This is a genomic window from Pedomonas sp. V897, assembly GCF_051304405.1.
GTDB lineage: Bacteria > Pseudomonadota > Alphaproteobacteria > Sphingomonadales > Sphingomonadaceae > Pedomonas.
The window spans coordinates 121050-142020 of sequence record NZ_JBPPGG010000002.1 but is presented as its reverse complement, the minus strand read 5'-3'; the positions used below and the strand labels follow the sequence as shown (position 1 = coordinate 142020).

General features: G+C 67.4%; 15 protein-coding genes and 2 tRNA genes. 5 read left to right on the top strand and 12 right to left on the bottom strand.

Features of this window, described 5'->3' with window-relative positions; genetic code table 11:
* Positions 1-29: 29 nt before the first annotated feature.
* The 5 genes from clpX to ACSJJU_RS06685 all read right to left on the bottom strand — a co-directional run bounded on the left by clpX (position 30) and on the right by ACSJJU_RS06685 (position 5433).
* Entirely contained in the window at positions 30-1295 is a 1266-nt protein-coding gene (gene clpX, locus ACSJJU_RS06705) for an ATP-dependent Clp protease ATP-binding subunit ClpX (RefSeq protein ID WP_435914539.1), read from the bottom strand.
* 191 nt (positions 1296-1486) lie between these two features.
* On the bottom strand, positions 1487-2125 hold the full coding sequence (gene clpP / locus ACSJJU_RS06700; RefSeq protein ID WP_435914538.1) for an ATP-dependent Clp endopeptidase proteolytic subunit ClpP: 639 nt from the start codon (positions 2123-2125) through the stop codon (positions 1487-1489).
* 65 nt (positions 2126-2190) lie between these two features.
* A complete protein-coding gene (gene tig / locus ACSJJU_RS06695; RefSeq protein WP_435914537.1) occupies positions 2191-3732 on the bottom strand; it encodes a trigger factor in 1542 nt (513 codons plus the stop codon).
* Positions 3733-3778: 46 nt separating this feature from the next.
* Positions 3779-3863: transfer RNA gene (locus ACSJJU_RS06690), tRNA-Leu, on the bottom strand.
* 58 nt (positions 3864-3921) lie between these two features.
* Positions 3922-5433 (bottom strand): NAD(P)H-hydrate dehydratase, encoded by a 1512-nt coding sequence (locus ACSJJU_RS06685; RefSeq protein ID WP_435914536.1) that lies wholly within the window; start codon positions 5431-5433, stop codon positions 3922-3924.
* Between the two features lie 69 nt (positions 5434-5502).
* Between ACSJJU_RS06685 and ACSJJU_RS06680 the strand changes: the two genes are divergently transcribed.
* Complete coding sequence (locus tag ACSJJU_RS06680) at positions 5503-5736, top strand: hypothetical protein (protein ID WP_435914534.1); 234 nt, start codon at positions 5503-5505, stop codon at positions 5734-5736.
* A gap of 196 nt (positions 5737-5932) precedes the next feature.
* On the opposite strand, the gene ACSJJU_RS06675 is transcribed toward ACSJJU_RS06680, so the two are convergent.
* Together ACSJJU_RS06675 and ACSJJU_RS06670 are read right to left on the bottom strand one after the other, a co-directional pair.
* Positions 5933-6007, bottom strand: a tRNA-Gln gene (locus ACSJJU_RS06675).
* 98 nt (positions 6008-6105) lie between these two features.
* Positions 6106-7158, bottom strand: coding sequence for a glycosyltransferase family 4 protein (locus ACSJJU_RS06670; RefSeq protein WP_435914532.1), 1053 nt, complete (start codon positions 7156-7158; stop codon positions 6106-6108).
* Positions 7159-7364: 206 nt separating this feature from the next.
* Between ACSJJU_RS06670 and ACSJJU_RS06665 the strand changes: the two genes are divergently transcribed.
* Both ACSJJU_RS06665 and ACSJJU_RS06660 read left to right on the top strand, forming a co-directional pair.
* Complete coding sequence (locus tag ACSJJU_RS06665; protein WP_435914531.1) at positions 7365-8366, top strand: NAD-dependent epimerase/dehydratase family protein; 1002 nt, start codon at positions 7365-7367, stop codon at positions 8364-8366.
* Between the two features lie 37 nt (positions 8367-8403).
* Positions 8404-9183, top strand: coding sequence for a YdcF family protein (locus ACSJJU_RS06660; RefSeq protein ID WP_435914530.1), 780 nt, complete (start codon positions 8404-8406; stop codon positions 9181-9183).
* Positions 9184-9253: 70 nt separating this feature from the next.
* On the opposite strand, the gene ACSJJU_RS06655 is transcribed toward ACSJJU_RS06660, so the two are convergent.
* The 5 genes from ACSJJU_RS06655 to ACSJJU_RS06635 form a co-directional block, all read right to left on the bottom strand.
* Positions 9254-10573 (bottom strand): nucleotide sugar dehydrogenase, encoded by a 1320-nt coding sequence (locus tag ACSJJU_RS06655; RefSeq protein WP_435914529.1) that lies wholly within the window; start codon positions 10571-10573, stop codon positions 9254-9256.
* 76 nt (positions 10574-10649) lie between these two features.
* The gene (locus tag ACSJJU_RS06650) at positions 10650-13445 is read right to left on the bottom strand and encodes an SLBB domain-containing protein (protein ID WP_435914528.1); all 2796 of its coding nucleotides are present in this window, start codon (positions 13443-13445) and stop codon (positions 10650-10652) included.
* 212 nt (positions 13446-13657) lie between these two features.
* Positions 13658-14533, bottom strand: a complete 876-nt coding sequence (locus ACSJJU_RS06645; RefSeq protein ID WP_435914526.1) for a 4-(cytidine 5'-diphospho)-2-C-methyl-D-erythritol kinase — start codon at positions 14531-14533, stop codon at positions 13658-13660.
* 6 nt (positions 14534-14539) lie between these two features.
* The gene (locus ACSJJU_RS06640; protein WP_435914525.1) at positions 14540-16267 is read right to left on the bottom strand and encodes a tetratricopeptide repeat protein; all 1728 of its coding nucleotides are present in this window, start codon (positions 16265-16267) and stop codon (positions 14540-14542) included.
* 6 nt (positions 16268-16273) lie between these two features.
* Positions 16274-17932, bottom strand: coding sequence for an electron transfer flavoprotein-ubiquinone oxidoreductase (locus ACSJJU_RS06635; protein WP_435914524.1), 1659 nt, complete (start codon positions 17930-17932; stop codon positions 16274-16276).
* Between the two features lie 457 nt (positions 17933-18389).
* Here ACSJJU_RS06635 and ACSJJU_RS06630 point away from each other — a divergent pair, with 457 nt between their 5' ends.
* Positions 18390-19019 carry a uracil-DNA glycosylase gene (locus tag ACSJJU_RS06630; RefSeq protein ID WP_435914523.1) on the top strand — a complete coding sequence of 210 codons (630 nt, stop codon included), beginning with the start codon at positions 18390-18392 and terminating at the stop codon, positions 19017-19019.
* Positions 19019-20971, top strand: coding sequence for a lytic transglycosylase domain-containing protein (locus ACSJJU_RS06625; RefSeq protein WP_435914522.1), 1953 nt, complete (start codon positions 19019-19021; stop codon positions 20969-20971). The genes ACSJJU_RS06630 and ACSJJU_RS06625 overlap by 1 nt, the downstream gene beginning before the upstream one ends.

Genomic DNA, 20971 nt, shown 5'->3' with positions numbered 1-20971 from the left:
CTGGAGCGGTGGTCGGGGGGGGGGGCTGACTAGGCCAGCGATCCCACGTCTTCCCGCGTCTGCGAGAAAATACGGATCGGGTCCTTCCGGCCTTCGACCACGTCCTTGTTGATCACGACCTCATCGACCCCATCCATGCCAGGCAGCTCGAACATGGTGTCCAGCAGGATGGCTTCCATGATGGAACGCAGGCCGCGTGCACCGGTTTTGCGCTCGATTGCCTTGCGCGAGATGGCCTGCAGTGCGTCGGGGTTGAAGGTCAGCTTCACGCCTTCCATGTCGAACAGGCGCTGATACTGCTTGGCGAGCGCGTTCTTCGGCTCGGACAGGATCTTGACCAGCGCCTCCTCGTCCAGATCCTCCAGCGTCGCGATCACCGGCAGACGGCCGATGAACTCGGGGATCAGGCCGAACTTCAGCAGATCCTCCGGCTCGCACTGCTTCAGGATCTCGCCCGTGCGCCGCTCGTCCGGGGCCACCACATTGGCACCGAAACCGATCGACTTGCCCTGGAGGCGGTCCGCGATGATCCGGTCGAGGCCGGCGAAGGCGCCGCCGCAGATGAACAGGATGTTGGTCGTATCGACCTGGAGGAACTCCTGCTGCGGGTGCTTGCGGCCGCCCTGGGGCGGCACGGAAGCGGTGGTGCCTTCCATGATCTTGAGCAGCGCCTGCTGCACGCCCTCGCCCGACACGTCGCGGGTGATGGACGGATTGTCGGACTTGCGGCTGATCTTGTCGATCTCGTCGATGTAGACGATGCCGCGCTGGGCCCGCTCCACGTTGTAGTCGGCCGCCTGGAGCAGCTTGAGGATGATGTTCTCCACATCCTCGCCCACGTAGCCGGCTTCGGTCAGCGTGGTGGCGTCGGCCATGGTGAAGGGCACATCCAGGATGCGGGCCAGCGTCTGGGCGAGCAGCGTCTTGCCGCAGCCCGTCGGGCCCACCAGCAGGATGTTGGACTTCGCCAGTTCAACGTCGCTGTTCTTCTGGCCGTGATTCAGGCGCTTGTAGTGGTTGTGAACGGCAACCGAGAGCACGCGCTTGGCATGGCTCTGGCCGATCACGTAGTCGTCCAGAACCTTGCAGATTTCCCGCGGCGTCGGAACGCCGTCCCGGCTCTTCACCAGAGCCGACTTGGTTTCTTCCCGAATGATATCGTTGCACAGCTCGACGCATTCATCGCAGATGAAAACGGTCGGGCCGGCGATCAGCTTGCGAACCTCGTGCTGGCTCTTACCGCAGAAAGAGCAGTAAAGAGTGTTCTTCGAGTCGCTGCCGCTGAGCTTGGTCATGCGCGTCCTTTCCTCGTTCGGCCCAATACGCAGCCGACGCTGGCATCCTAGACCGAGCCTCTAGGGCTTCACAATCCCGAAATAGAGGGTCAACCCCTCCTTTCAGACGCAGGGACTATAACGCGCCGTGCCTCAAAAGAGGCTTAACAAATCGCAGACGAGGCTGGATTCCGGCGCGTCAATGCAGCTGATTACCGCTTTTCACTCTCTTCCGGCGTCTCGGGTCGCCGTTCGTAGACAGTGTCGATCAGTCCCCAGGCCTTGGCCTCGTCAGCCGTCATAAATGTGTCGCGCTCGACGGCTTTTTCAACCTCTTCCAGGGAACGACCGGTGTTTTTTTGCAGGATTTCGTTCAGGCGCTGGCGGATGCGCAGGATTTCCCGCGCCTGGATCTCGATGTCCGTCGCCTGGCCTTGGGCGCCGCCCGAGGGCTGGTGAATCATTATGCGGGCGTTGGGCAGGGACCAGCGCATGCCCGGCGCGCCGGCGGCCAGCAGGAAGGCGCCCATGGACGCGGCCTGGCCGATGCACACCGTCGCCACGTTGGGGCGGATGTACTGCATGGTGTCGTAGATGGCGAGACCCGCCGTCACCACGCCGCCCGGCGAGTTGATGTACATGAAGATGTCCTTCTTGGGGTTGTCGGCCTCAAGAAAGAGCAGCTGGGCGACGATGAGGGACGCCATGTGGTCCTCGATGCCGCCGGTGACGAAGATGATGCGCTCCCGCAGCAGGCGGGAGTAGATGTCAAACGCCCTTTCACCCCGGGTGGACTGCTCAATGACCATGGGCACGAGGCTGTTCTGGTAATGGCTGATCGGGTCGATCATGGGCGTCGCCTTTCACTTCACTTAGGCAATCGGGGGCTCACCGCCCCCGATTGCCAAGATTGGGTTTATTCAGCCTTTTTGGAAGAGGCTTTCGACGTCGTCTTCTTCTTCGGCTTCGGGGCGGCCTCGCCCTCGGCCTCCGTTTCGGCGTCCGCCTTGGCCTTGGCCTTCGCCTTCGGCTTGGCGGGCGCTTCCTCGGCCGCGGCCTCGGCCTCGCCGGCCTCGTCCTTCTTGGCCTTGGCCTTGGTGGCCTTCTTCTTCGGCGCTTCCTCGGCGGGCTTCGCCTCGGCGTCGTCGTCCGCCTCCAGCGCGCGGGTCAGCTCCTCGCGGGTGACGGTCTTCTCGGTCACCTCGATCTGGCCGAGGATGAAGTCCACCACCTTTTCCTCATACAGCGGCGCGCGCAGCTGGGCGGCCGCCATCTGGTTCTGCTGGAAGAACTTCACCACCTGCTCCTGCTGGCCCGGGTAGCGCTGGGCTTCCTGGGCGATCAGGCGGTTCATCTCGGCCTGGGTGATCTGGATGTTGTTGGCCTGGCCGATCTCGGAGAGCAGCAGGCCGAGGCGCACGCGGCGCACGGCGATGTTGCGGTACTCTTCCTTCTCGGCTTCCAGCTTGGCCTTCTCTTCCTCGTCGTCGCCGGCCTCACGCTCCAGCTGCGCCCAGATCTGCTGGAACTCGGCGTCCACCATGCCCTCCGGCACCGGGAAGTCGTGGCTGGCCGCCAGGGCGTCCAGCAGCTTGCGCTTCAGGTAGGTGCGGGTCAGGCTGTTGTGCTCGCGCTCGATCTGCGACTTCAGGATTTCCTTCAGCGAGTCGAGGCTCTCGAGGCCGAAGTTCTTGGCCATCTCGTCGTTGATCTCGACCGGCTTGGCGGTCTGCACCTTCTTGACGGTGATGTCGAAGGTGGTCTCCTTGCCCGCCAGGTTGGCGGCCGGATACTGTTCCGGGAAGGTCACGGTGATGGTCTTCTGCTCACCGGCCTTCACGCCGACCAGCTGCTCCTCGAAGCCGGGGATGAACATGCCCGAGCCCAGCTCCAGCTGGGTGTCCTCGCCCTTGCCGCCCTCGAACGGCTCGCCGTCCAGCTTGCCGACGAAGTCGATGATGACCGCATCGCCATTCTGGGCCGCATGGCCTTCCGGCGCGTCCTCGAAGGCCTTCTGCTGGGAGGCCAGGCGCTCGACGGCCTCGTCGACCTCCTTGTCCTCCACCGGAATGACCCACTTTTCCAGCTTCAGGCCGGAGAGATCGGGAACCGCCACGTCCGGCAGGATCTCCAGGTTCATGGTGAACTCGAGGTCCGAATCCGGCTCGTACTTGGTCACCTCGATCTGCGGCTGCATGGCCGGGCGGAGCTTGTTCTCCTCCAGCACCTTCTGGGTGCCTTCCTGCACCGCTTCTTCCAGCACCTGGCCGGTCAGGGCCGCGCCGTGAACCTTGCGCACCAGCGAGGCCGGAACCTTGCCCGGGCGGAAGCCCGGCATGCGAATGGTCTTGGCAACATTGCCAATCTGCTCGTCCAGTTTCCGGGACAGGTCGGCGGCCGGCACCACCACGGTGTAGGCCCGCTTCAAACCTTCGTTCAACGTCTCGCTGATCTGCATGGCGTTCTCTCAACTCGTCATGTGCCGCCGGGCGGCCGTGAATCCTTGGTGCGGATGAAGGGACTCGAACCCCCACGTCTTTCGACACTGGAACCTAAATCCAGCGCGTCTACCAATTCCGCCACATCCGCCAAGGCCTGAATTCGAAGCGGCGTCTATAGCACAGGGGTAGATGGACGCAACAATCCCTTATTGTCTCCCGCCCCGGAGAGCGGGAACCGCTATGGCTTTTAGAATACCCGGATAGGCCTCGGGAAGATCCTCTGCGATCAGTCCCGGGCCGAGCCGCAGCCCCGCCTCTCCGTGTATCCAGGCCGCAACAGCCGCCGCCTGGGCAACCGACAGGCCGAGCTGCCGTTCCTGGGCAATGAGCCCGAGGATGGTGCCCGCCAGAACGTCCCCTGCCCCTGCCGTCGCCAGCTCGGGCGACGCGTGGCCGTTGATGAACGCCTCGCCCTCGGGCGTCGCGACCACCGTGTCCGGCCCCTTCAGCAGCACCACCGCGCCCGAGATCCGCGCCGCCTCCCGCGCCCGCTCCAGCCTGGGCGCACTGGCGTCGATGCCGGGGAACAGGTGGCGGAACTCGCCCTCGTGCGGCGTCATCACCACCGCGCCCCGGATGGCCCGGAACAGGACGGCGGGGTCGTCCTCGAAACTGGTCAGGGCGTCCGCGTCCAGCACCAGCGGCTTGCCCGTCGCCAGCAGTGCCAGCACCGTCTCCCGGCAGCGTTCGCCGATGCCGAAGCCCGGCCCGATCACCATGCCGCTGGCGCGGGGGTCGGCGAGGCAGGCGGCGAACGCCTCCGGCGTCGCCGCCCGGCGGACCATGATCGCGGTCAGGTGCGCGGCGTTGATCGCGACCGCGCTCGGCGGGCTGGCGATGCTGACCAGCCCGGCCCCGACGCGCAGCGCCGCCCGCGCCGCCAGCCGCGCCGCCCCGGTTGCCGACGGGCCGCCCGAGGCCACCCAGACATGGCCGCGGCTGTACTTGTGGTCGTCGGGGCCGGGGCGCGGCAGGCGCGGCGTGCCGACCGCCCAGGTGGCAACGCCAAGCTGTGCCAGTTCCGCCGCCTCCGGCGCCAGGTCGATGGGCACCAGCACCACCGCCCCGCAGCGGGTGCGCCCGGGCTCCAGCAGGTGGCAGGGCTTGCGCGCGCCGAACGTCACCGTCGCGTCCGCCTGGATCATGTCCGAGACGACGCTTCCCGTATCCGCGTCCACACCGCTCGGCACATCGACGGCGATCACGCCCCCGGCCCGGTCGCAGGCCTCCCGGATGCGCCCCGCCAGCGCCCCCTCCACCGGACGCGAGAACCCGATTCCGAACAGGGCATCCACCACGATTGTCGCCCCGTCGATCGCGGCAAGCGCCTCGGCGAGCGGCGCGACCGCCCCCGACCAGCGCTGGCGCATCATCTGGGCGTCGCCCCGAAGGGCGTCGGGATCGCCCCACGCGCCAACCGTCACCGTCCATCCCGCCGCGAGGAGATGACGCGCCACCACATAGCCGTCTCCCCCGTTGTTCCCGGGCCCCGCCAGAACCACCGCCTGTCTGGCGTCCGGCCAGCGGCGCAGCACTTCCGCGGCGACCGCCTGACCCGCCGCCTCCATGGCGTCGAGACTGGACTGGCCAGCCGCGAACCGGCCGCGCTCCAGCCGGCGCATCTGATCTGCGGTCAGCAAGGGATGATACATGGACATCGTCTTCGGTCTCATTTAGTGCAGGGAACAACTGACACGCCGTTGAACCTAGATTGAACTGTAGACAGGATGCAGCTGAAAACCGGCCTCATCATCGCACTGGCTCTCGGGCTTTCAGGGTGCGCAAGCTCCCCGTTCATGGTCTCCAAGAAGGGATCCTACGCGCCTGGCTTCGTTCCCCGCAACGAGCTGGGCAACCCGGTTCTGCCTGATTCCGCCCCCAAGGCGAAGTCCGGCACCGATGACGGGGCGGAGAGCCGCGCCGTCGCCCGGCGCACGCCTGCCTCCTGGATCAACGGCTAGGCAGACACCTTCCCCGCGATCGCCCGCACCGGGATCGCCAGCACAGGGATCGCCAGCACTGGCGCTTGCGCGCGGCCGGAGGCCCCGGCACCCGCGCGGGCGCTGCTGCGGCGCCATGCGAAATCCGGCCCGCAAGCCTCGGGAATTTTTGAGAAAATCGTTCAGGGAAACAGTTGCACTTGAGCCTGGGCAGGCTTGGCTGGGGCGCCAGGATTCGAACCTGGGAATGGCGGTACCAAAAACCGCTGCCTTACCGCTTGGCTACGCCCCAGCAGGCGGCGCGCACTATACCGTCGTCTCTCCGGGAGAAAAGAGGCAAATGCGCGCTGTCCACATATTTTCTTTCGCGCGTTTGCTTGCGCGCGCGCCCTAGCTGGCGTTCACCGTCTGGCGGCGGTAGGCGATGGTGATGACCATGGTGTAAACCAGCGCCACGGCCACGAGAATCTGGAGGTTGAACTCCGGCAGGACATAGCTGGCGATGGACGGGATACCGACCATGGACCAGTAGACCAGAAGCCCGTTCGGCCAGCCGATCAGGTAGCCGAGGTGGTGATGCAGGTGGTCCCGGTCGCCGCTGAACGGGGAGCGCCCCTTCAGCAGACGGGTCGTGAGCAGGCGCAGGCAGTCCAGCACGGGGATGATGAACCAGACAGCCACCGGCCCTGCGCTGAGGGCGCTCTCGGGCTGGTTGTAGACATAGATGGCCAGCGCGCCGAACAGCGCCGACAGGCCGTAGCTCCCCCCGTCCCCGAGGAAGAACCGGCCGCGCAGGTTGAAATAGAGCGCCACCGCCAGCGCCGCCGCCACGACCAGAAGCACGCCCTCGACATGCTCCGGCGCATAGAGCGACAGGAAGCCCGTCCACATCAGGGACAGGCCGATGACCAGGCCATTCTTGCCGTCTGCCATGTTCACGGCGTTGAGCAGGCCCACCATGCAGAACAGGGTGAAGATGCCGCTGAGGCTTCCCAGCGCAATCGTCTGCACCTCGCCGGGCCGGCTGCCGACCAGCTCGAAGCGCAGCGACTGGATATCCAGCGCCGGCACCAGAATCATGCCCAGGCTGAACGCCGCCACGGCCACGACGAGACGGAAGCGCGGCGAGAGCTCCCACCGGTCATCCGACGCGCCGACCACATAGAACACCGCCACCAGGCAGCCGATGATGCCAAGCTCGCCCCGGGCCGCCGCCGGCGCATCGGCAAAGCCGAAGAACATGGCGAACAGCATCAGGACGATCGGAATCAGCACGGCCGTGCCGCCCATCAGCGGCGTCACATGGGAATGGCGCTTGCGCCCGCCCACGGGATCCGGGAAATCCAGCAAGCCAAGCAGCCGACCGAGATATTGCGCGTTCAACCCGACAAGAGTCGCGAACAGGCCCGACCCCAGTGCGGCGCAGAGAATCTCCTCAGTCATAAAGCTGCAACCTTCGGAAAGAACAGGTGTCAGGAAAAGCACGCATGCTTTACGAAACGACCGGCTTGTGCCCTCCGCTTCGCAACGCCACACAACGCCACGCGGGATTGCAGCACTAGCCTACGTCGGCTAAGACTTCGTTACCGGGGTGACTAGCGCCATTATTGCACCACCTCAAGCCGTTAAATCACAAATCGAGACAAACCATGCCAATACTTGTTACCGGCGCAGCAGGGTTCATCGGCCATCATGTCGCCAAAAGACTCCTCGACCGCGGCGAACAGGTTATTGGGCTCGATAACCTGAATGATTATTACAGCGTTGATCTTAAACGGGCTCGTCTCGCGGAACTTGAACGCACCCATAACAGCTTTAGTTTCTTGCAGGTGGATTTTGCGGACAACGCCGCGCTGCTTGAAGCCCTGAAGCCCTATGCTATCGACCGGGTGGTTCATCTGGGCGCGCAGGCGGGCGTGCGCTACTCCATCACGCACCCCCACGCCTATGTGACCGCCAACCTGGTCGGCCATCTCAACATCCTCGAGTACTGCCGCCACACCGAGGGCATGAAGCATCTGGTCTATGCGTCCTCCTCCTCGGTTTATGGCAGCAACAAGAAGCTGCCCTTCGCGGTGGAGGACCGGGTCGACCTGCCCATTTCCCTGTACGCCGCCACCAAGAAGGCGGACGAACTGATGAGCGAGGTCTACGCCCATCTCTATCGCCTGCCCCAGACCGGCCTGCGCTTCTTCACGGTCTATGGTCCGTGGGGCCGCCCCGACATGGCGATGTGGCTGTTCACCGACGCCATCCTCAAGGGCGAACCCATCAAGGTGTTCAACCACGGCGATATGCGGCGGGACTTCACCTACATCGACGACATCGTCACCGGCGTTGTCGCCTGCCTCGACAATCCGCCGCCGGATGACGGCCAGCCCAAGGCGGGCGGGTCGGTCTCGCCGCACCGGGTCTACAACATCGGCAACAACCGGTCCGAGCCCCTGCTGCGGATGATCGAGATTCTGGAGAAGGCCCTCGGGCGGGAAGCCCGGAAGGAGCTTCTGCCCATGCAGCCCGGCGACGTGCGGGAGACCTACGCGGACATCTCGGCCATTCAGAACGATCTGGGCTTCCAGCCCACAACGCCGATCGATGTGGGCGTGCCGCGCTTCGTCGAATGGTTCAAGCACTACCACAAGATAAATTAGAATTGATGCCGTGCCCGGTCAGGGATAGTTCAGCCCGATGACGTTGAACTATTCCCTGTGGGCGGCATTTGGGCCCGGGTCCCTGCCCCTCTGGCTCTGCCTTGCCGGGCTGATCCTGGCGCTGTGGCGCCCCCGGGTTGGCTTGCGCCTGGCCGGCGCCGGCGCGTTTCTGCTGTTCGTTCTCGCCATACTGCCCACGGGATTCTGGCTGATGCGCATGCTGGAAAACCGCTACGAGGCGCCGGACCTCTTCGCGATGCGCCCGCGCGCGATCATTGTCCTTGCGGGCGGCGAGAACCTCTATGCCAGCACCATCCGCGGCGCCCCGGAGTACAAGGACGCCGCCGACCGCATGCTGACCGGCATCACCCTGGCGCGGCGATTCCCGGAGGCGGAGCTGTATCTGGTCGGGGGCATGGCCCTGGCCAATGGCGTCACCGATACGGACATGCTCCGGCGGACGGCGCTCGATCTGGGGTTCCCGGAGGCGCGCCTCAGGATCGTCAACGGCACGCTCAACACCTGCGAGAATGCGCGGGGCGCAGCGGCGCTGCTCGGCCGGGAAGCCCTCCGCCAGTCGCTCCTCGTCACCTCGGCCTACCATCTGCCGCGCGCCATGCTGTGCTTCGAGGCCATCAACATGGAGGTGACGCCCGTCCCGGTGGACTATCAGACCTGGCCGATCGACAGCGGCGGCACCGGGTTCCGGCTCGATCCCCTCAGCAATCTCGCCCTTGCCGATCTGGCGCTGCACGAGTGGGCGGGCCTCATCTACTATCGCCTGACCGGGCGGACCCTCCGCGTCTGGCCCTCATAAGAGAGCGCCCTCCCGGTCAGGTGAGACCGGAAGGGCGCCACATAAGAAGCCTTACTCCTGACCCTGTGGATCAGAGCTGCCAGCGCCGGATCGTCTCCGGCAGGGCCAGATTCCGCCACATACCCTTGATGTCCGCGACCAGACCGCCCGGCTTGACGATGCGGGCGATGTGGTCCGCGCTCATCTGGGCATAGACGGTGTGCGGCACGGCGGCCACCACCGCGTCGAACGGCTCCATCTCGGCCGACCGGCGCGGATCATCCATGCGGATGTCGGCCATGCGGCGCAGCAGCCGGACACCGTATTCCTCGTGAGCCTCCTCGCCATCGGCGAGCGGGTCGTGGACCCGCACCGTATGGCCATGGCTTTCGAGGCCCCGGATCACATCGATGACCTTGGAGTTCCGCAGATCGGGCACGTTTTCCTTGAAGGTCAGGCCGAGCACCAGAATCCGCGAGTTCGGGGCGAGCCGCTCATGGACGCAGTCGGCGATATAGCGGCCCATGCCGTCATTGATCCGCCGCCCGGCCAAAATGACCTCGGGGTCATGGCCCAGTTCCTGGGCCCGGAACGACAGGTAATAGGGATCGACGCCGATGCAGTGGCCGCCCACCAGACCGGGCGAGAACTTGAGGAAGTTCCACTTGGTCCCCGCCGCTTCCAGCACGTCGTAGGCGGACAGGCCGATCTTCTGGAAGATCATCGCCACTTCATTGATGAAGGCGATGTTGATGTCGCGCTGGGCGTTCTCGATCACCTTGGCAGCCTCGGCCGCCTTGATGCTCTTGGCCCGGAACACGCCGCCGCTGGTGACCGCCCCGTAGAGGGCCGCCAGCTTCTCGACGACTTCGGGCGTCTCGCCGGAGATCACCTTGGTGATGCGGTCAACCGTATGCTCGCGGTCGCCCGGGTTGATCCGCTCCGGCGAGTAGCCGAGGAAGAAGTCCACGCCCCGCTTGAGGCCCGAGACCCGCTCCAGCTCGGGGCCGCAGATGTCTTCCGTCACGCCCGGGTAGACCGTGCTTTCGTAGACCACGATCGCGCCGGCGCCGGGCGTCAGCACGCTGGCGACGCTCCGGGTGGCGGACATGACCGGCCGCAGGTCCGGCTTGTTGGTCTCGTCGACCGGCGTCGGCACGGTGACGATGAAGATCTCCGCCCCCCGGCACTCCTCCAGATTGGAGGTCAGGTGCAGCGTCGAGGCCCGGAGGGCCGGCTCATCCACTTCTCCCGTCCGGTCGTGTCCCCGCTTCAACTCCTCGATGCGGGTTTCGTTGATGTCGAAACCGATCGTGTCGAAGTGGCGAGCCAACACAACCGCCAAGGGCAATCCAACATATCCAAGGCCGATGACGGCCACACGTGTTTTTGGCCCCAGCAGTGCGGTCATAGAGCTCCCCCCAGTTTTGCCTGCCCGTCAGATACTTCGGCGGACGATCCGATCAAGAACGCAACGCACCTCTGTCTTACCTCGAGATCACAGCAATCGATGCCAGAGCCGTTGCGAACTGACCAATAATGGTCGCAACGTCCTTCACAATATCAAGGGTATAAAGCGGATCGATGTTCTTCGGCACAACGATCGTGCTGCCCGGCGGCACAACCGGAGCCCCCGAGCGGAACCAGCCCGAGGTCTTCAGCGGCTGGGCCACGCCGTTCGGGTAGACGATGAAGATGCGGTCATCGTCGGCCGAGCGCTGAATGCCGCCCGCCTCCTTGATGTAGTCCTGCGCGGTCTTGCCCTTGGCGAACTGCAATGCGCCCGGATTGAGCACGTCGCCCATGGCCAGCACGAAGTTGGGCCGCTTGGGCATGTAGATGGCGTCGCCCGCCTCGAGCACCGTATCCGCCTCGGGATAGGCCTCCAGCACGGCCGGGTCGGCCTCCACCACCATGCGGCCGGGCGCGTCCACCGTCGCCAGGTCCCGCGAGAGCATCATCGCCGAGGACATGGCATCGGCACTGACACCCTTGCGGGCGGACATGGACAGCAGCGCCGTGTTCATTTCACGCGCCGTCCGGCGGAACCCTTCCTGCTGCGCCTTCTTGACGCTGCGGCGGGTAAAGACGGCGCCATAGGGATAGGCGTGCTCCGTCAGGCCGCCCGCCCGCGCGATCAGCTCGGAGAGCTTCTCGCCCTTGCGGATGGTGTAGAGGCCCGGGCGGAGGAACTCGCCCGTCAGCAGCACCGCGCCCGCCTCGTACTTGGGCTGGACCGTGTTGAAGCGCACGTCATCGCCTGCCGCGACCTTGATCGCGGCGAACATCTCCATCGTGCCATCCATGGCGAAGCTGGTCGCCGTACCGCGGTACGGATCGGCCCGCGACAGGTCGATCGAGAACGTCTCCGCGCGGGACGAGATCCCTTCCGCGATCGACGCCAGCACCGAGACCGGCAGCGCGCCCCACACCGGGTAGATGCCCGGGCGGCGCAGGTTGCCGCTCAGCACCACCACGTTCTCGAGAAGGAAGGGCAGAACCGACGGGTTCTCCTCAAAGACCGCGGGGCACACTTCCTCCTTCTTGGCCTTGTCCTCCTTGGTCAGGATGTCCCGGCCCAGGGCGTCCTTGGCCTTCGGGTCCTGCGTCTGGGCGTTCTGATCCCGGACGTCCCGGCCCGCCAGCATGCGCGAGCCGCCCGCCATGCCCATGGAGGCGTTCGGGTCGTCACCGAATGCCTGGTCGTTGTTCACCACGCCCAGGTTGCTCTGCACGCCGCCTGCGGACCCGATCTTGAGGGTCTCGCCCTGGTCGACGATGTAGGAGCCGCGGGTCACGGCGGCGAAGCGGTCCGACTGGCTGTCGCCGACGAGCACTTCCAGATAGGTCAGCGAACGGCAATCCGGCAGCGGATTGGGCAGGCCGAGCACGATGCTGCGCACCGGGGTGCTCTGGAGGAAGGCGATATCCTTGTTGCCCAGAATGATGAGCTGGTCTTCGCTGCGCAGGCTCACATCCTGGTTTTCGTAGAAGACTTCATAGAGATTGACGCCCGAGTAGGACACCGAGCTGGTGATCGGGTCGCGGCGCAGCAGCACGGCGAAGGGCAGGTAGCTGCCCATGCGCAGGTTCTCGGCCGAGCCCAGCAGCGACTTCACCGTGGGCGCCATCGACAGCGAGCGCACGCCCGGGCTGTTGACGAACCCGGTCAGCAGCACCTTGCCGGTGGTGCTCCGCTCCCGGCTCACCACCTGCACCACGTCGCCGGCTTGCAGCTTTTCGCTCTCGGCGGTGAGCGAGACCACTTCTTCCTGCCCGTTGGGCTGAATCCGCAGGACCGAGAAGTCATTGCCGCTCGGGCGCAGGGCGCCGCCCGCCATGGCCACCGCCTGAGCCAGCGTCAGCGTGCTGCTGCCCGGCGCCAGCTCGAAGATGCCCGGACGCACAACCGAGCCGGTGACGGCGATGGTGCGCCCGACGGTCGGCACGATGATCCGGTCGCCATCCTGCAGGTGGATGACCGGCGGCGAGCCGATGCCCAGCAAGCCATAGAGATCAACGACAAAGCTGCGGCCGGCGCGCTCGACCCGCACCTGGCGCAGCGAGCCCGTGCGGCGGATGCCCCGCGCCTGCGCCAGCGCCTGGGTGATGTCGCTGAGGGAGGTGAGCGTGTACTGGCCGGGACGCTCCACCTCACCGCCGACGACGACGGAAATCGAGCGCACGGCGCCGAGCGACACATGGGCTTCGGTGCCGAGCAGGGTCTGGCGGGTGGCCGCCTGAATGTCCTGCACCACCGCGTCGAAGCGGCGGCCGGCCGCCGCGATCGGCGGCAGCTGGTCGATGATGATCCGCCCTTCCCGGTCAACGCGGGTGGTGATGTTGCGCGGCTCCGGCCCCTGGAACAGGACGACGAACTCGTCGCCGACGCCGACGATATAGTTGCCGCTGACCCGGCCGGTGAACGCGCTCTGCTGTGCCTGCCGGTCAAGGAACTTCTCGAACAGTTCGTAGCCGAACTGGCGCAGCTCTTCGTTGCCGGTGCGCTCGCGATACGATTCCTCGAGCGCGGAGGGCTTGTAATTCTGGGTCAGAATCTCCTGGGCCTGCAACTCGCGCAGCAGGCGCTCGCTCTCCGTCATGCCGGAGAGCGGGTCGCTCAGACCAGGGAACCCGGACGTATCGCTGGCATTCCGGGACTCGTCCACGGGCGATGTCGTCATCATGGACTGCCCGGTGCGGCCGGAGAGCTGCCCCTGGAGCTGCTTCAGCATGTTGGGGTCGAACATCTGCGCCTGGGCGGGCAGGCCAAACCCCAGCATGGCGCTGATCACTGCAATCCCTGCACACATGCGCTTGATGGCATGGCCAGAGAGTCCTGACGCGGCACCGTCGCGCTGCCGATCGTTCGATGCGCGACCACCGCAGACCCTCACATGCATGGATATTCCCCCTGATAGACTAACTGCCAGCGAAACGGCTGATAGAGACGGACCCGCAAACCGTCAAGCAAAGCTCGGCGGCCCGTTTCGCTTTAACCGCACAGGACTGTCGATCGCGCCACCCACCATGCCGGATGCTCCTCCTGCAACCTGTCGGCGGCCTTCTGCGTCTGCGCCCCGTCGCCGAAGACAGCGAACCAGGTCGGGCCCGAGCCCGCCATGCGCACCAGCCGCACCCCCTCCTGCCGGCGCAGGGCGCTCTCCACCGCGTCGAGCAGCGGGCAGCAGGCGCGGGCCGCCGCTTCCAGATCATTGGCGAGGCCGGACACCCAGTCGAGCGAGGCGTGGGCGGGCAGGCTGCCTGCCGCGAGCCTTGGCGAGAACCCCTGCCTCCGCTCGGCAAAGGCGCGGAACACATGGGCCGTCACCAGCGGCACGCCCGGATTGACCAGCACGACCGGCAACGACTCGCTCAGCGGCAGGGGGCTGAGGTCGGTGCCGATGCCCTGCCCCAGCATGGGGCGGCTGTAGACGCAGGCGGGAATGTCCGCGCCAAGCGCCCCGCCGATGGCGGCGAGGCGGTCCAGCGGCCAGTTCAGATCCCACAGGCGGTTCAGCGCCCGCAGCGTTGCCGCCGCATCCGCCGAGCCGCCGCCCAGCCCCGCCGCCACCGGCAGGGCCTTGCGCAGCACGAGCCGCGCCCCCGCCGCGCCCAGCCCGGCGGCCCCGGCCAGCGCCCTTGCCGCCCGCAGCACCAGATTGTCGCTCTCGGCCGCCAGCGCCCCGGCGTATGGCCCCTCGATCGCAAGCGAAAGCGTCCCGGCCGGGCTCGCCTCCAGCGTGTCGCCCGCCTCGGTGAAGGCAAACACGGTCTCCAGCAGATGGTAGCCGTCCTCCCGCCGTCCGACGACGTGCAGGAACAGGTTGAGCTTGGCCGGAGCGGGCTCGGTAATCGTTTGAAGCTGCATGGGCGGTCAGCGCGTGCGTGTCGCCTGGAGGGTCGATGCGGCGGCCCCGTCGAGGCCGAGTTCCAGCTTGGCGAGCAGACGGCGCGACTGGTCGTCCGCCGGTTCGCTGTCCATGGCGGCGCGCCAGCGGAAGCGGGCCTCGATGGTGCGCCCCACCCGCCAGTAGGCATCGCCCAGATGTTCGTTGATGGTGGGATCACCCGGCTCGGCGGCGACCGCCTCTTCCAGATGCTTCACCGCCTGATCGTACTCGCCGGCCATGAAGTAGGCCCAGCCGAGGGAATCGATGATGAAGCCGTCGCCGGGCCGCAGCTCGACGGCCCGGGCAATCAGCCGCTTGGCCTCCTCGATGTTGCGCCCCTGCTCCAGGTACGAATAGCCGAGGTAATTGAGGGCGTTCGGCTCGTCCGGGTTGAGCTCCAGCGCCTTGCGCAGATCGGCCTCCGCCTCGGACCAGCGGCCCATGCGCTCGTAGCCGACCCCGCGCAGGAAATAGAGATACCAGTCCTGCTTGCGCGTCGCCGGCAGCAGGTCGATGGCGGCGGAATAGGCGGCGACGGCTTCCGTGTAGCGCTCCGCCTGGCGCAGCGCCTCGCCCAGCTCCACGCGGGCGCGGCGGCTGGAGGGGAAACGCACGCTCGCCGATTCCAGGAGCGCCAGCGCCTCGTCGGCCTTGTCCATGTCCTGAAGGATGCGCGCCTTCTCCAGCATCACGTCGACGCCGAACGGCCCGTCGATCCCGAGCGTCTCGATGGTCGCCAGCGCGCCGCGGGCTTCCTTGTTGAGCCGGAGGATGCGGGCGGAGAGCAGCCGGGCCTCCACCATGTCCGGCCGGGCGATTTCCGCCACCCGGGAGAAGACCAGCGCGAGCGGGATCGGCTCGCCCTGCATCAGGTCGGCGGCGGCGTGCAGCATCAGCTCCGCCAGCCCCTGCGCGGGGGTCGCGACCGGCGCCTCGATCTTCTTGCCCTCCGCCAGGCGGCGGCGCGCGTCCTCGAAGTAGGCGCGGCGGTCCGGGTCGGTCTCCATCTCCAGCAGGGCCGAGGCCTGCGCCGTGTTCCCCACCCGCTGCGCGGCGGCCGCGGCCGAGAGGCGCAGACGCCACAGGCCGTTGCCGTCCATCTGCAGGGCCTGCCGGTAGCAGGCGAGCGCCTCCTCCGCCTTGCCCTGTGCGAGGGCGATGTGGCCGGCATGCTCCAGCTGGTAGAGCCGCTGCACCCCCTCGGTCTCGGGCGGCTGGATGGTGGCCAGCGCCCCCTTCCTGTCGCCCTGCCCCTGCTGGGCCCAGGCGTTCAGGACCGGGGCGATCACCGCCTCGATGCCGCCCACGGCCAGCTTGGAGATGAGCGCTTCGGTTTTCTTGAACTCGCCCTTGCGGAAGGCCTCGGCAATCAGCACCAGCGCCGCCGTCGAGTTCTCCGGGTCGGCCGCCAGCACCTCCCGGGCGGTCTCCAGCGCGAGGCGCCGGTCGCCGGAGGCGAGCGCCAGCTCGAAGGTGCGCTGGCGCAGCACCGGGTCGCTGTCCTGATGCTGCAAGGCGCGGGAGAAGTAGTGGGCGGCCGCCCCCAGCTCGTCATTGGACCAGGCGTACCGCCCCAGGACATAGTCCCGATAGCCTTCCATCTCCTCTCCGGGGGAGAGGGTGGCTGCGGCCGGCGCCGTCGCCCCGAGGCTTCCCGAGGCAAGAAGTCCCGTGATGAGGGCGGCGACGACGGCTTGGTTCTTTCTTCTCACACAGCCTCACATGTTGGGGTAGTTCGGCCCGCCCCCGCCTTCGGGTGCAACCCAGTTGATGTTCTGGGTTGGATCCTTGATGTCGCAGGTCTTGCAGTGCACGCAGTTCTGCGCGTTGATCTGCAACCGCGGCTCGCCCGTGTCCAACCCGACGATCTCGTAGACGCCTGCCGGGCAGTAACGCTGCTCCGGCGCGTCATAGAGTTCAAGGTTGATTTTGACCGGAACGTCCTTGTCCTTCAAGGTCAGATGGACGGGCTGGTCTTCTTCGTGGTTGGTGTTGGACAGGAACACCGACGACAGCTTGTCGAAGGTGATCTTGCCGTCCGGCTTCGGGTAGGCGATCGGGTAGCAGTGCTCCTTGCGGCGCAGCTGGGTGTGATCCGGGTGGTGGCCGAAGGTCCACGGGATCAGCTTGCCGAGGCCCAGATCGTGGAGCCACAGGTCGATCCCGGTGTAGATCGTGCCGAGCGTCACGCCGAACTTGGCCAGCGCCGGGCGGGCGTTGCGGACCTTGTAGAGATCCTCGCGCACCCAGGAGTTGTTCAGCGCCTCCGGGTAGGCGGTCAGCTCGTCATGGCCCTCCGAGCCGGCCTTCAGCCGCTCGAACGCCGCCTCGGCCGCCAGCATGCCGGACTTCATCGCGTTGTGGCTGCCCTTGATGCGCGGCACGTTGACGAAACCGGCCGAGCAGCCGATGAGCGCGCCGCCCGGGAACACCAGCTTCGGGATGGACTGCCAGCCGCCCTCGTTGATGGCGCGGGCGCCATAGGCCACGCGGCGGCCGCCTTCCAGCAGCGGGCGGATGGCCGGGTGGGTCTTGAAGCGCTGCATCTCGTCGAACGGCGAGAGGTAGGGGTTCTTGTAGTCCAGCGCCACGACGAAGCCGATGGCGACCTGGTTGTTCTCCTGGTGGTAGATGAAGCCGCCGCCCGCCACGTCATCGAGCGGCCAGCCCTGGGTGTGGATGACCGTGCCCGGCTTGTGCTTCTCCGGGTCCACGTCCCACAGCTCCTTGATGCCGATGGCGTAGGTCTGCGGCTCCACGCCCTCGCGCAGGGCGAAGCGGTCCATCAGCTGCTTGGAGAGGTGGCCGCGCACGCCCTCGGCGAAGAAGGTGTACTTGGCGTGCAGCTCCAGGCCCGGCTGGTACATGTCCTTGTGGCTGCCGTCGCGGGCAACGCCCATGTCGCCGGTGGCCACGCCCTTCACCGAGCCGTCCTCGTTGTAGAGGATCTCCGCGCCCGCGAAGCCGGGGAAGATCTCGACGCCCAGCTCCTCGGCCTGCGAGGCCAGCCAGCGGCACAGGTTGCCCAGGCTCAGCGTGTAGCAGCCCTCGTTGGACATGAGGGGCGGCAGCAGGAAGTGGGGAATGTCGATCTTGCCGTTCTTGGTGAGCACCCAGTGCCGGTTGTCGGTCACCGGCGTGTTGAGCGGGGCGCCCCGCTCCTTCCAGTCGGGGATCAGCTCATTGAGCGCGATCGGGTCGACGACAGCCCCCGAGAGGATATGTGCGCCGATCTCGGACCCCTTCTCCAGCACGCAAACCGAAACGTCGTGACCCTGCTCCTGCGAGAGCTGCTTCAGACGAATCGCTGCCGCCAGCCCCGCCGGCCCCCCGCCGACGATTACCACATCATAAGGCATGGCTTCGCGTTCAGTCATTTCCTGTCCTCTCCCCTCCTGTCGGGTTTCGATTCGTTATCAGCCTACTCAATACGCACACATACGAGGCACAAAAGCGGTTGACCAGAGGACGAATGCTCTCTCACATGTCGCCATGATGGAAGGTGCGAAGGAGGAGGGGCGGCTGGCCGCCGCAGCCCTGAGCTGGCTCCTGGATGCGGGTTGCACGTCGCTGGTCGACGACATGCCTGCCTCGTGGCTGGTTCGCCCGCAACTGTCGGAACCGACAGATGCGCCGCGCGTAACGGCAGGAGTCCTGGCGGACCCGGCCGGGTTTTCGTCTGCGCGCGATTCCTTCGCAAGACAGCCTCCTGTCCGGGAGAATCAAGACCTCCACCAGGCGAATCGGTTCGAAAATCCCCCCCGGGAGGAGTGGCAGACGCCGACTCTCCCCGGGCAGCCCGTCCCTTCCCGGTGGGCGGAGGCGCGCACGTCCATGGCCCCGGCATCTGTCAGCGTCTCCGAAGCGGCCGCCGAGGCCGCGCGCCTGGCGGCAGAGGCCGACACGCTGGAGGCGCTCTACGCCGCCATCGAGGGATTCGAGGGCGTGCCGGTCAAGGCCACGGCCAACCGCACGGTCATTTTCGACGGCAACCCCGACTCGCGGCTGATGATCATCGGCGAGGCACCCGGCGCGGAGGAGGACCGGCAGGGCAAGCCCTTCGTCGGCGCGGCGGGACAGCTGCTCGACCGGATGCTGGCCGCCATCGGCCTCGACCGGGACAGCATCTACATCACCAACATGTTCTTCTGGCGGCCGCCCGGCAACCGCACGCCGACGCCGCAGGAAATCGCCCTGTGCCGGCCGTTCGTGCAGCGCCACGTGGAGCTGGTGAAGCCGCGGGTGGTGCTGGCGCTGGGCGGCACCTCGGCCAAGTCGCTGTTCGACACGGAAACCGGCATCACCCGCCTGCGCGGCCAGTGGAAGGACGTGGTCTACGGCAGCCTGACCGTCCCCACCCTCGCCTCCTTCCACCCGGCCTATCTCCTGCGCCAGCCGGCCCAGAAGCGCCTCTCCTGGGAGGATCTGCTGGCGTTCAAGGACCGTATCGGGTCCGCGCAGTGATGCGGCGCCCCGGACATCGCGCCGCCGCCCGGCGGGCGAAGCTGCGGACGGCTGTCTGCCTCCTGGCCGCCACCGCCGCGCTGGCGGCCGCGGCCGGCGCCCCCGCGCCCGCACAGGCGGCCCAGAGCACAGCCCGGACTGCCAAGAGCACGGCCCGGGCCGCGACCCGCACCCCGGCGCCCCGGGCCACCCCCCGCATTCCCGACAGCATCCCCCAGATCCTGAGCAGCCGGGACCGCCAGCTCTACCGGCAGGCGTTCGACGCCATCGACGCCGGGCAGGTGAGCCGGGCCCGCGCGCTGGCGAGGGAAGCCCGCTCGCCGCTCCTGCGCAGCCACATCCTCGCCGAGGCCATGCTGGCCGAGCGCAACCCCTCCTTCGAGGAGATGCGCCAGTGGCTGGAGGAGAACCTCAGCCATCCGCTGGCCGCGCGCATCCTCGAGCGCATCGAGGCGGTCAAGCCCGCCGATGCCCGCCTTCCGGCCCTGCCCGCCCAGTCGGTGGCCGAACCGGCCGAGCCGGTCACCCGCGCCTGGGACGGGCCGGGCCTCACGCCGCTGCAAACCCTTGCCGCCAACCGTCTGGCGCGGCGGTTGCAGCCGCTGGTCAACGCCATGCGCCTTGCCGAGGCGGAGCGGATGCTGGACGCCGAGCGCGCGCGCGGCAGCCTTGCGCCCCACACCCACGCCCGCTGGGGCCATCAGATCGCCTGGCGGTACTACATCGAGGGCGATGACGCCGGGGCGCTGCGCGTGGGCGAGGCCGCCGGCGCGCCCGACACGCCCGAGGCCGGCCGCGCCCTGTGGGCGGCGGGGCTGGCCGCCTGGCGGCAGGGCGAATTCGACCGCGCCGGGCAGCATTTCGCGGCCATGGGCGCAAAGCCCGGCCTGTCGGCGGAGGAAATGGCCGCCGCCCGCTTCTGGGAGGCGCGGGCCCACCTGGCCTGCCAGCGGCCGGAGCGGGTCAGCCCGCTGCTGCGGCAGGCGGCGCAGGTGCCGGAGAGCTTCTATGGCCTCCTTGCCCTGCGGCTCCTCGGGGTGGACCTGCCGTTCAACTGGGGGCCGCCCGGCTTCATTCAGGCGGACTGGAACCAGATTCGCGACATTCCCGCCGTGCAGCGCGCGGTGGCGCTGGTGCGCATCGGCGAGCTGGGCCGGGCCGACCGGGAGCTGAAGCACCTGTGGGGCCAGACCGACCCCGGCAACTACGACGCGCTGGTGCGCCTCGCCTCGGCGCTGGGCCTGCCCTCCACCCAGAAATGGCTGAGCCTGCGGCCGCCCGAGGGCCAGACCCCGCCCATGGCGATCCGCTTCCCCGCGCCGGACTGGGAGCCCCACGGCGGCTGGCGCGTGGACAAGGCGCTGGTCTTTGCCCTCGCCCTTCAGGAATCCCGGTTCCAGACCGACGCCGTCTCCCGCGCCGGGGCGCGCGGCGTGATGCAGCTGATGCCCGGCACCGTGCAGGCGATGCGCCGCCAGGGCATGCTGAACGGGGTGCACGGCTCGCTGAACGATCCGGTGTTCAATCTGGAGGCGGGCCAGACCTACCTCGAGCACCTGCGCGACTGGCCCGCGAACGAGGGGCTGCTGCCCCGGATTCTCGCCAGCTACAACGCGGGCCCCACGGCGGTGAGCCGGTGGAAGTCCCACGCCCGCTACGCGATCGACCCGCTGCTCTACATCGAGTCCATCCCCTACGCCCAGACGCGGGGCTATGTGGAGCGGGTGCTCCAGTACTACTGGCTCTACCAGCTGCGCTTCAACATGCCGACCGACAGCCTGGACGACCTGGCCCAGGGCCGCTGGCCCCGCTTCCCCCGCTCGCTGGTCCCGCCGCCGGCCGGGGCGGACGAGGAGGCCGCCGCGCCGGTGGTGGCCGCCGCCGAGGCGGCGCCCGCCGCGCCGGAAATGGCAGCTCTCTCCGCGCCGTCTGATCCCGCCTCGCCTCACTGA

What these genes read in the sequence shown, in the direction of transcription:
- clpX (WP_435914539.1), bottom strand. Translation starts at nt 1,295, where the DNA reads ATGACCAAGCTCAGCGGCAGCGACTCGAAGAACACTCTTTACTGCTCT.
- clpP (WP_435914538.1), bottom strand. Translation starts at nt 2,125, where the DNA reads ATGATCGACCCGATCAGCCATTACCAGAACAGCCTCGTGCCCATGGTC.
- tig (WP_435914537.1), bottom strand. Translation starts at nt 3,732, where the DNA reads ATGCAGATCAGCGAGACGTTGAACGAAGGTTTGAAGCGGGCCTACACC.
- ACSJJU_RS06685 (WP_435914536.1), bottom strand. Translation starts at nt 5,433, where the DNA reads ATGTCCATGTATCATCCCTTGCTGACCGCAGATCAGATGCGCCGGCTG.
- ACSJJU_RS06680 (WP_435914534.1), top strand. Translation starts at nt 5,503, where the DNA reads ATGCAGCTGAAAACCGGCCTCATCATCGCACTGGCTCTCGGGCTTTCA.
- ACSJJU_RS06670 (WP_435914532.1), bottom strand. Translation starts at nt 7,158, where the DNA reads ATGACTGAGGAGATTCTCTGCGCCGCACTGGGGTCGGGCCTGTTCGCG.
- ACSJJU_RS06665 (WP_435914531.1), top strand. Translation starts at nt 7,365, where the DNA reads ATGCCAATACTTGTTACCGGCGCAGCAGGGTTCATCGGCCATCATGTC.
- ACSJJU_RS06660 (WP_435914530.1), top strand. Translation starts at nt 8,404, where the DNA reads ATGACGTTGAACTATTCCCTGTGGGCGGCATTTGGGCCCGGGTCCCTG.
- ACSJJU_RS06655 (WP_435914529.1), bottom strand. Translation starts at nt 10,573, where the DNA reads ATGACCGCACTGCTGGGGCCAAAAACACGTGTGGCCGTCATCGGCCTT.
- ACSJJU_RS06650 (WP_435914528.1), bottom strand. Translation starts at nt 13,445, where the DNA reads ATGCTGGGGTTTGGCCTGCCCGCCCAGGCGCAGATGTTCGACCCCAAC.
- ACSJJU_RS06645 (WP_435914526.1), bottom strand. Translation starts at nt 14,533, where the DNA reads ATGCAGCTTCAAACGATTACCGAGCCCGCTCCGGCCAAGCTCAACCTG.
- ACSJJU_RS06635 (WP_435914524.1), bottom strand. Translation starts at nt 17,932, where the DNA reads ATGACTGAACGCGAAGCCATGCCTTATGATGTGGTAATCGTCGGCGGG.
- ACSJJU_RS06630 (WP_435914523.1), top strand. Translation starts at nt 18,390, where the DNA reads ATGGCCCCGGCATCTGTCAGCGTCTCCGAAGCGGCCGCCGAGGCCGCG.
- ACSJJU_RS06625 (WP_435914522.1), top strand. Translation starts at nt 19,019, where the DNA reads ATGCGGCGCCCCGGACATCGCGCCGCCGCCCGGCGGGCGAAGCTGCGG.